At 70.3% G+C, this 7,760-nt stretch carries 7 protein-coding genes; 2 read left to right on the plus strand and 5 right to left on the minus strand.

Annotated features, from left to right (window positions below; genetic code table 11):
* Positions 1 to 242: 242 nt before the first annotated feature.
* A complete protein-coding gene (locus AB0J52_RS19490) occupies positions 243 to 1,130 on the plus strand; it encodes an alpha/beta hydrolase (RefSeq protein WP_500183002.1) in 888 nt (295 codons plus the stop codon).
* A 70-nt stretch (positions 1,131 to 1,200) separates the two neighbouring features.
* On the opposite strand, the gene AB0J52_RS19495 is transcribed toward AB0J52_RS19490, so the two are convergent.
* The 5 genes from AB0J52_RS19495 to ctaE all read right to left on the minus strand — a co-directional run bounded on the left by AB0J52_RS19495 (position 1,201) and on the right by ctaE (position 6,996).
* Positions 1,201 to 2,334, minus strand: coding sequence for a glycosyltransferase family 4 protein (locus AB0J52_RS19495; RefSeq protein WP_500183003.1), 1,134 nt, complete (start codon positions 2,332 to 2,334; stop codon positions 1,201 to 1,203).
* 276 nt (positions 2,335 to 2,610) lie between these two features.
* Positions 2,611 to 4,266: a cytochrome bc1 complex cytochrome b subunit gene (gene qcrB, locus AB0J52_RS19500; RefSeq protein WP_500183004.1), complete on the minus strand. Its 1,656-nt coding sequence runs from the start codon at positions 4,264 to 4,266 to the stop codon at positions 2,611 to 2,613.
* Positions 4,263 to 5,372, minus strand: coding sequence for a cytochrome bc1 complex Rieske iron-sulfur subunit (qcrA, locus tag AB0J52_RS19505; RefSeq protein ID WP_500183005.1), 1,110 nt, complete (start codon positions 5,370 to 5,372; stop codon positions 4,263 to 4,265). Before qcrA ends, qcrB begins: the two co-directional genes overlap by 4 nt.
* On the minus strand, positions 5,369 to 6,289 hold the full coding sequence (gene qcrC / locus AB0J52_RS19510) for a cytochrome bc1 complex diheme cytochrome c subunit (protein ID WP_500183006.1): 921 nt from the start codon (positions 6,287 to 6,289) through the stop codon (positions 5,369 to 5,371). Before qcrC ends, qcrA begins: the two co-directional genes overlap by 4 nt.
* A 44-nt stretch (positions 6,290 to 6,333) precedes the next feature.
* On the minus strand, positions 6,334 to 6,996 hold the full coding sequence (gene ctaE / locus AB0J52_RS19515; RefSeq protein WP_500183007.1) for an aa3-type cytochrome oxidase subunit III: 663 nt from the start codon (positions 6,994 to 6,996) through the stop codon (positions 6,334 to 6,336).
* A gap of 190 nt (positions 6,997 to 7,186) precedes the next feature.
* Here ctaE and AB0J52_RS19520 point away from each other — a divergent pair, with 190 nt between their 5' ends.
* Positions 7,187 to 7,609 (plus strand): hypothetical protein, encoded by a 423-nt coding sequence (locus AB0J52_RS19520; protein WP_500183008.1) that lies wholly within the window; start codon positions 7,187 to 7,189, stop codon positions 7,607 to 7,609.
* The last annotated feature ends 151 nt before the right edge of the window (positions 7,610 to 7,760 follow it).

Raw genomic sequence — 7,760 nt, forward strand, 5'->3', positions numbered from 1 at the left:
CGTCCCGCCCGGTCAGCGCCCACGCCTCGAAGACGCCCGCGCCGAGGGCCAGAACCAGCACCCCCGCGAGGCAGCCGATCCCCCGTCCACCCATCCCGCCTCCCGGTGTTCCGCTCCTGGAGGGGATGATTTCTCAGTAAATGATCACATTTCAAGGGTCAGATCCCTCGTCAGTCCCTAGGATCGACGGTCGTCATGGCCGCCGTCCGGTCGGCGGCCGTCCCCGAAAGGTTCACCGACCCTTGCGAAGACTCGTGCGCACGGCGGCGCTGCCCGCCGTCGCCCTCATGTTCGGAGCGGCGCAGGCCGCGCCCGCGCACGCGGCCGGCCCGCCGGGCCCGTCGCGAGCCGCCCAGTCCGTCACCGGCGCCGGCACCGCCGAGCCGGTCTACCTCCTGCACGGGATGGAGGTGCGCGGCGGCACCGACTGCGCCGCGACCTGGCGCGAGGCGAACGCCCAGCTCCGTTCCGCCGGGTTCCGGGGCCCGCTCGTCACCTGGGGCTTCTACTCCCACGACACGCACTGCACCCGGCACGTGAACGGCACACCGAACACCTCCGTCCTCGAACTCGGCCGCCGGTTCGCCTGGGACGTCTACCAGCGCTACTCCCGGCACGGCGTCGCCGTCCGCGTCGTCGCGCACTCGATGGGCGGGCTGGTCACCGCGACCGCGCTGGCGGGCGTGCGGGCCCGGCCGCACACGTCCAAGCCGTGGCCGCCTTACCTGCTGGTCAAGGACGTGGTGACGCTCAGCACTCCGTTCCGGGGCATCGCCGGAAAGTGCGCCCCGAAGTACCGGCAGTGCGGCGACCTCAAGCCCGGCAGCGCGCTCCTGAAATGGCTCGCGAGACACCCCGCGCAGGGCCGCGGCGGGACGGACTGGACGCTCGTGTCCGCAGCCACCGACGCACGTGTCCCCTACCGGTCCGCGCTCGCCGCCCCAGCGAAGCACAAGGCCGAATACCTGTCCGGGCAGGGCATCACGCACTACAACCTGCACCACCTGGACTCGGGGCACTCCTGGCGGATCCGCTACTCCAACAACGGCGGCGCGTCCTACAAGACCACGAAGAGCGGGCCGTCCCCGCTCCGCTACGCGGCGATCGCCCTGGCCAGTTCCTCGTACTGACCCACACCCCCAGGCGCTCCGCGCACGAGCGGCAGCCGCTGACCGCACACCTCACACAGCGGTGCCGCGCTTAGGAACGCGTGGTGAGCAGGCCGTCCAGACGGGCGGCCTGCACCTCCCAGCGCCATTCGCGCTCCACCCAGGCCCGGCCCTTGTCGCCCATCGTGCGCGCGCGTGAAGGGTCCCGCAGCAGGTCCATCAGCGCCTCGGCGACGGCCCGCACCGAACGGCCGGGGACGACCACGCCGGTCTCCCCGTCCAGGACGGCGTCGGGCGCTCCGCCCGAATCTCCGGCGACGACCGGCAGCCCGGTCGCGGACGCCTCCAGGTACACGATCCCGAGGCCCTCGACGTCCAGGCCGCGACGGCGCGTCCGGCAGGGCATCGCGAACACGTCCCCGGCGTCGTAGTGCGCGGGCAGCTCCTCCCACGGAACGCTCCCGGTGAACACCACCGAATCCGACACGCCGAGCTCGTCCGCCAGCCGGGTCAGCTCCGCCCGGTAGGGGCCGCCGCCGACCAGCAACAGCGCAGCGTCCGGGACGGCCCGCAGCACGTGCGGCCACGCGTGGATCAGCGCGTCCTGTCCCTTGCGCGGCACCAGCCGCGACACGCACACCACGACCGGACGGTCCGTAAGGCCGAGCCGCGCGCGGACCGCGTCACCGCCGCTCCCCGAGTGGAACACCGACTCGTCCACGCCGGGCGCGAGCCTCGCCATCCGTTCCACGGCGGCCGGGGACAGCGCCCGCGCCATCCGCGAACGCGTGTATTCGCCCAGGTAGGTGAGCACGTCCACGTCGTCACCGATGCGGCGGAGCAGGCCGCGCGCGCCCGGGAGGGACGCCCAGCCCGCCTCGTGCCCGTGGGTGATCCCCACGATCCGTCCGGCACCGGCCCGGCGCAAAGCCGGAGCGAGCAGGCCCAGCGGCGCGGACGCGCCGAACAGGACCGAATCGCAGCCCTCCGCGCGCAGCAGGTCCACCGCGCGCCGCTGGACGTCCCGGTCCGGCAGCATCAGCGACGTCGGGTGCCGGACGACCGGGAACGGCTGCTCCGCGTCGAACTCCGCCGCTCCCCGCCACGCGGGCGCGTACACGATGACCGAGCCGGGCGGCCGCCGGACCGCCAACCCGTGCACGAACGCCTGGATGCCGCCCGGCCGAGGCGGGAAGTCATTGGTCACAACGAGGGTCTTGGTCATCTCCCCGCCAGGATGCCACGCACCTGACGAGCCCCCGGATCCGCCCCGGCCCGGCTCCCGAGCGCCCGTTTCCGGGACGGCTGTCCGTGAGCCGCAGCCACGGATCGGTCAACGCCCGGACGGCAGAACGGGCAGGCCATCCATGTCCGGCGTCGTCTCGGCGGCTCAGGCCGACGGAGAGGCACCCCGCGCGCCGGGAGCCAGGCTCGAAACGCGGCGAGGCCCGCCCCCGGAGATCCGGGGACGGGCCTCGCCCGTGGCAACCTGCCGCGTGCGTCAGTGGCCGAGCTGCTTGGGGCCCGAACCGCTGCCGACCGCCTTCTCGTCGCCGTGGCCGTGGTCCTCGCCGTGCTCCTCGATCGGGATGTCGTCGAAGGTCATGGCGCGCTGCAGCCGCGAGCGCAGGTGGCCCATCGGGCCCTTCTGGCTCGGGGCCGGGATGCCGTTGGCGTCGGTGGCCGGCGCCTCCGGACGGGCGTTCTCCTTGGACATGATCTTGAGCATCTCGTCCTCGCGGGCGGGCTCGTGCCGCTCGCTGAAGCCGCCGTCCGGGGCCATCACGATGATGCCCGACTCGACGCCGTGCCCCGCCACCGCCGCGTCCTTGCGCTGGAGGCCCAGGCAGATCCGCTTGGTGACGATGTAGGCGATCACCGGTCCGATGAAGATCGCGAACCGGAAGAACCAGGTCGTCCCGAACAGGGACACGTGGAACTTGTCGGCCAGCACGTCGTTCGCGCCCGCCAGCCACAGCAGACCGTAGAAGGTCACGGCCGCCATGCCGATCGCGGTGCGGACCGGGGCGTTGCGCGGCCGGTCGTTGATGTCGTGCCGGCGCTTGTCCCCGGTGACCCACTGCTCGATGAACGGCCAGGCCATCGCCCCGCCGAACACGATGCCGAGCGGCACGGTCGCCGGGATCAGCACGTTCAGGCTGATCGTGTGGCCCCAGATGACCCACTCGGTGCCCTGGCCGGGCATCAGGCGCAGCGCGCCCTCCAGGACGCCCATGTACCAGTCGGGCTGGGAGCCCGACGAGATCGCGCCCGGGTCGTACGGGCCGAACAGCCAGATCGGGTTGATCTGGGCGAACGCGCCGAGCAGCGCCAGAACGCCGAACGTGAACAGGAAGTAGGCGCCCGTCTTGGCCATGAAGACCGGGTAGAACGGGTACCCGTAGACCTGCTCGTTGCTCTGGTTCTTGGACGGCATCGCAGTGTGCTTCTGGTGCCACATGATCATCATGTGCGCGGTCACCAGACCCAGGATGATGCCCGGGATCAGCAGGATGTGGATGGCGTACAGGCGCGGGATCAGGTCCCCGTTGTCGCCGGCCGGGAACTCGCCGCCGAACAGGAACATGTAGATGTACGTGCCCACCAGCGGGATCGCCTCGGCCACACCCTGGGTGATCCGCAGACCGGTGCCGGAGAGCAGGTCGTCCGGCAGCGAGTAGCCGAACAGGCCCTCGAGCATGCCCAGGATGAACATGTTGATGCCGATGAGCCAGTTCAGCTCACGCGGCTTGCGGTACGCGCCGGTGAAGAACACGCGAAGCATGTGCGCCAGGATCGACGCCATGAACAGGACCGCGGCCCAGTGGTGGATCTGCCGCATGAGCAGACCGCCGCGCACGTCGAAGCTGATGTTCAGCGCCGAGCTGTACGCCTCCGACATCTGCACACCCTTGAGCTTGGTGTACGAGCCGTTGTAGACGACCTCCTCCATGCTCGGGTGGAACCAGAGCGTGAGGAAGGTGCCCGTGAGCAGCAGGATGATGAAGGAGTACAGGGCGATCTCGCCCAGCATGAACGACCAGTGGTCCGGGAAGACCTTCTTCACGTTGCGCTGGAAGAAGTTCGTCGAACCGAGCCGGTCGTCCAGGAAGTTCAGCGGTCCCGCGACCGCTTTCGGGGCACTTGCGTCGCTCATCCGCGCTCCCAGAAGCTCGGACCGATCGGCTCGGGGAAGTCGTCGGTGGCGATGAGGTAACCGTTCTCCACACCGAGCGGAAGCTGCGGCAGCGGACGGTGCGCCGGGCCGAAGACGACCTTCGCGCCGTCGGTGGCGTCGAACGTCGACTGGTGGCACGGGCACAGGATGTGGTGCGTGGTCTGCTCGTACAGCGCCGCCGGGCAGCCCACGTGCGTGCAGATCTTGGAGTACGCCACGACCCCGTTGACGTGCCAGTTCTCCCGGCCCTTGACGGGCTTGAACTGCTCGGCCGGGATGTTGAGCAGGATCGTGACGGCCTTGGCGATCTCGTTGGCCGCCTCGTGCGACTCCTCGATCCCCTCGGGCAGCACGGTGATCATGCCGCCGGGCGAGTTGAAGTCGGAGACCTTCAGCGGGGCGTTGGTGCCGTCCACCACGAGGCGGACGCCCATCTTGCCCTCGGCCTTCGCCTTCTTGACGGCCTCGCCCCAGAAGGTGTGGCGCAGCCGCTTCTCGGGCAGCGGGCCGAGGTCGCGCAGCAGCACCAGCGGCGCGAGGCCGAGCGGCGCGGCGGCGAGCAGCAGCGTGCGGCGCAGCAGCGGCCGCTTGGTGATGCCGCTGTCCTCGGCGCCCGCCAGGAAGTCGGCCTCGAACGCCGCGCGGGTGTCCGCGGGCGACGCCATCTCGTGCCGCTCCTGGATGATCGGCTTGCTGGTCATCAGGCGGCGGACCCAGATGGTGACGCCGAACGCCAGCGCCAGGAACGCCAGCGCCATGGTGCCACCGAGCCACAGGTTGGTCTCGCGGGCCCGGACGACGCCGTGCATGCCGCCGTGGCGGCCGCTCCAGCCGATGTAGTAGGCGATGAAGGCCACGCTGGCGGCGAAGGCCAGCAGGAAGAACCCCGCCACGACGCGCTCGGCGTTCTTGGCGGACTTCTCGTCCAGCTCCTCGCCGGCGCCGGCCGGCGCCGGGTAGCCCTCGTCGTCGTCCTTGGCGAGCAGGATCCGCTCCCCGGCCGGCGACGGAGTGCCCACGACCCGGCGGGACTCGCCGTCCTCGCGCGGCTCGGGCGAGCCCGCGGTGTCGTTGTTGTCGCTCATGACTTCTTCAGCTTCTTCAGCTTCTTGGGCTTCTTCGCGGTGATCCACATCGCGGCCGCCACCATCAGGCCGACGCCGAACAGCCAGCCGGCGAGGCCCTCGGAGACCGGGCCGATACGGCCGAGGCCGTTGCCGCCCGCGTTGGGCTCCTCGCGGGTCTGCACCAGGTAGGCGATGACGGCCTGCTTGTCCTTCGGGGTCAGCGTGGTGTCGTTGAACACCGGCATGGCCTGCGGACCGGTCAGCATGGCCTCGTACATCTGGGTGGGCGTGACGTCGCTCTTCGTCAGCTCGGGGGCGTACTTGCCGCCCGTGAGCGCGCCGCCCTGCCCGGTGAAGTTGTGGCACTGGGCGCAGTTGGTGCGGAAGAGCTTGCCGCCGAGGGCGACGTCGCCCTTGGTCGGGTCCACCTGGTCGGCCGTCGGGATCGACGGGCCGCCGCCGAGCTGGGCGATGTACCCGCTCAGGTCATGGATGTTCTTCTCGGCCTGGGCCTTCTGCTTCTCGGCTTCCTCGCGCTTCTCCGGCTCCGAGTAGTCGGTCTTGATCTCGGTGTTGAAGACGGGAATCGGCTCCTTGCGCGGCATCTGCGCGCCAGGATTCATCGCGGGCATGCGGCCCGTGCTGACCTGGAAGTCGACAGAGGCGGCGCCCACGCCCAGCAGGCTCGGCGCGATGGGCTTGCCCTTGGCGTCCTTGGTTCCCTCGGCGTTCAGGCCGTGGCAGCTGGCGCAGTTCTGGTTGAACAGCTGCCTGCCGTTGGCGAGGTCGGCCTGGGCGTCGGCGGTCCCTGCCGCCTCGGCGCGGTCGGTCTTCGGCGAGAAGCCGGCGTAGAGGCCGGCGATCGCCGCGAGGGCCGCCAGCACGACGGCGTAGCCCGCCCACGGGCGCCGTCGCCATGCGGTGATCCTTTTCACGGAAATCCCCGTTCGGGTCTTGTCGTCGTTGGTGGTCGGACGGATCACTTCAGGTCGAGCAGGTAGATCGTCGCGAACAGGCCGATCCAGACCACGTCCACAAAGTGCCAGTAGTAGGACACGACGATCGCGCTCGTCGCCTGCTCATGGGTCCATCGCTTGGCGGCGTAGGTGCGTCCCAGCACGAAGAGGAACGCGATGAGGCCGCCGGTCACGTGCAGGCCGTGGAACCCGGTGGTCAGGTAGAAGACCGATCCGTACGCCGAGGACGAGAGGGTCAGGCCGTCCTTGGTGACCAGGTTGGTGTACTCGAAGAGCTGACCCGCCACGAAGTAGGCGCCCATCAGGAACGAGAGCACGTACCACTCGCGCAGTCCCCACTGGCGGAAGTTGAACAGGCCGCCGGTGCGTCCGACCTTGCCGGCCTCGGCCTTGAACACGCCCATCTGGCATGTCACCGAGGACAGCACCAGGACGGTCGTGTTGAACGCCGACAGCGGCAGGTCCAGTTCAGCGCCGGGCCAGGCGTCGTGACCGTGCTGGCCGATCGTCACGGAGCGGATCGTGAAGTACATCGCGAACAGGGCCGCGAAGAACATCAGCTCGGACGACAGCCAAACGATCGTCCCCACGCTGACCAAGTTGGGACGGTTCGCCCGAGCGTGAGGTGTTGTCTCTATCGCGGATGCTGTTGCCACGGGCAGCATTATTACGTCACCTGTTCGGTGACTGACGCACTACCCCCCTTCTGGAGTTCCCGAGCGTGTCACCGGCTTCGCCGCGCCCTGCCCGGCTTGCGCCCTGAAATCCCCTTCTAGCAGGGCGTTTCGCGCCCTCGGAGACCCTCGGGGACCCGTGCTCTCGTGCCCGACCCGCCGAACCGGTAGCCTTCCTGCCATGAGCGACGCCCCGGAGAGTCCGATGAAGGTTCTCGTCTACAGCGACGACGCGAACACGCGCGAGCAGATCCGGCTCGCCATCGGACGCAGGCCCGCCGCCGACCTCCCGGCGGTGGAGTTCGTCGAGATCGCCACCCAGCCGGCCGTGGTCGCGCGGCTGGACAAGGGCGACATCGACGTCGTGGTGGTCGACGGCGAGGCGGTCCCGGCGGGCGGCCTCGGCGTGGCCCGGCAGGCCAAGGACGAGGTCTACGACTGCCCGCCGATCCTGGCGATCATCGCGCGCCGGGACGACGGCTGGCTGGCGACCTGGTCGCGCGCCGACGCCGTGGTCGGCCTGCCCCTCGACCCGATGGCGGTGGCCAAGGCCGTCGCCGACCTCATGCGCTGGCGGGCCGACAACCGCCTTCCCGCACTGTAAGCACCAGCTCGCCGGGGAGGCGGGGGATCTTCCGTCCCCCGGCCCCGACCCGGCCGGACCGGGCGGGAGCGCACCGGCCACCCCGCAGGACCCGAACCTGGGGGAACCATGGACGCCCGTACCAGCGCCCACACCGCCGCAGCGTCCGGCG

It is taken from the genome of Spirillospora sp. NPDC049652 (assembly GCF_040675125.1).
Lineage (GTDB): Bacteria > Actinomycetota > Actinomycetes > Streptosporangiales > Streptosporangiaceae > Spirillospora.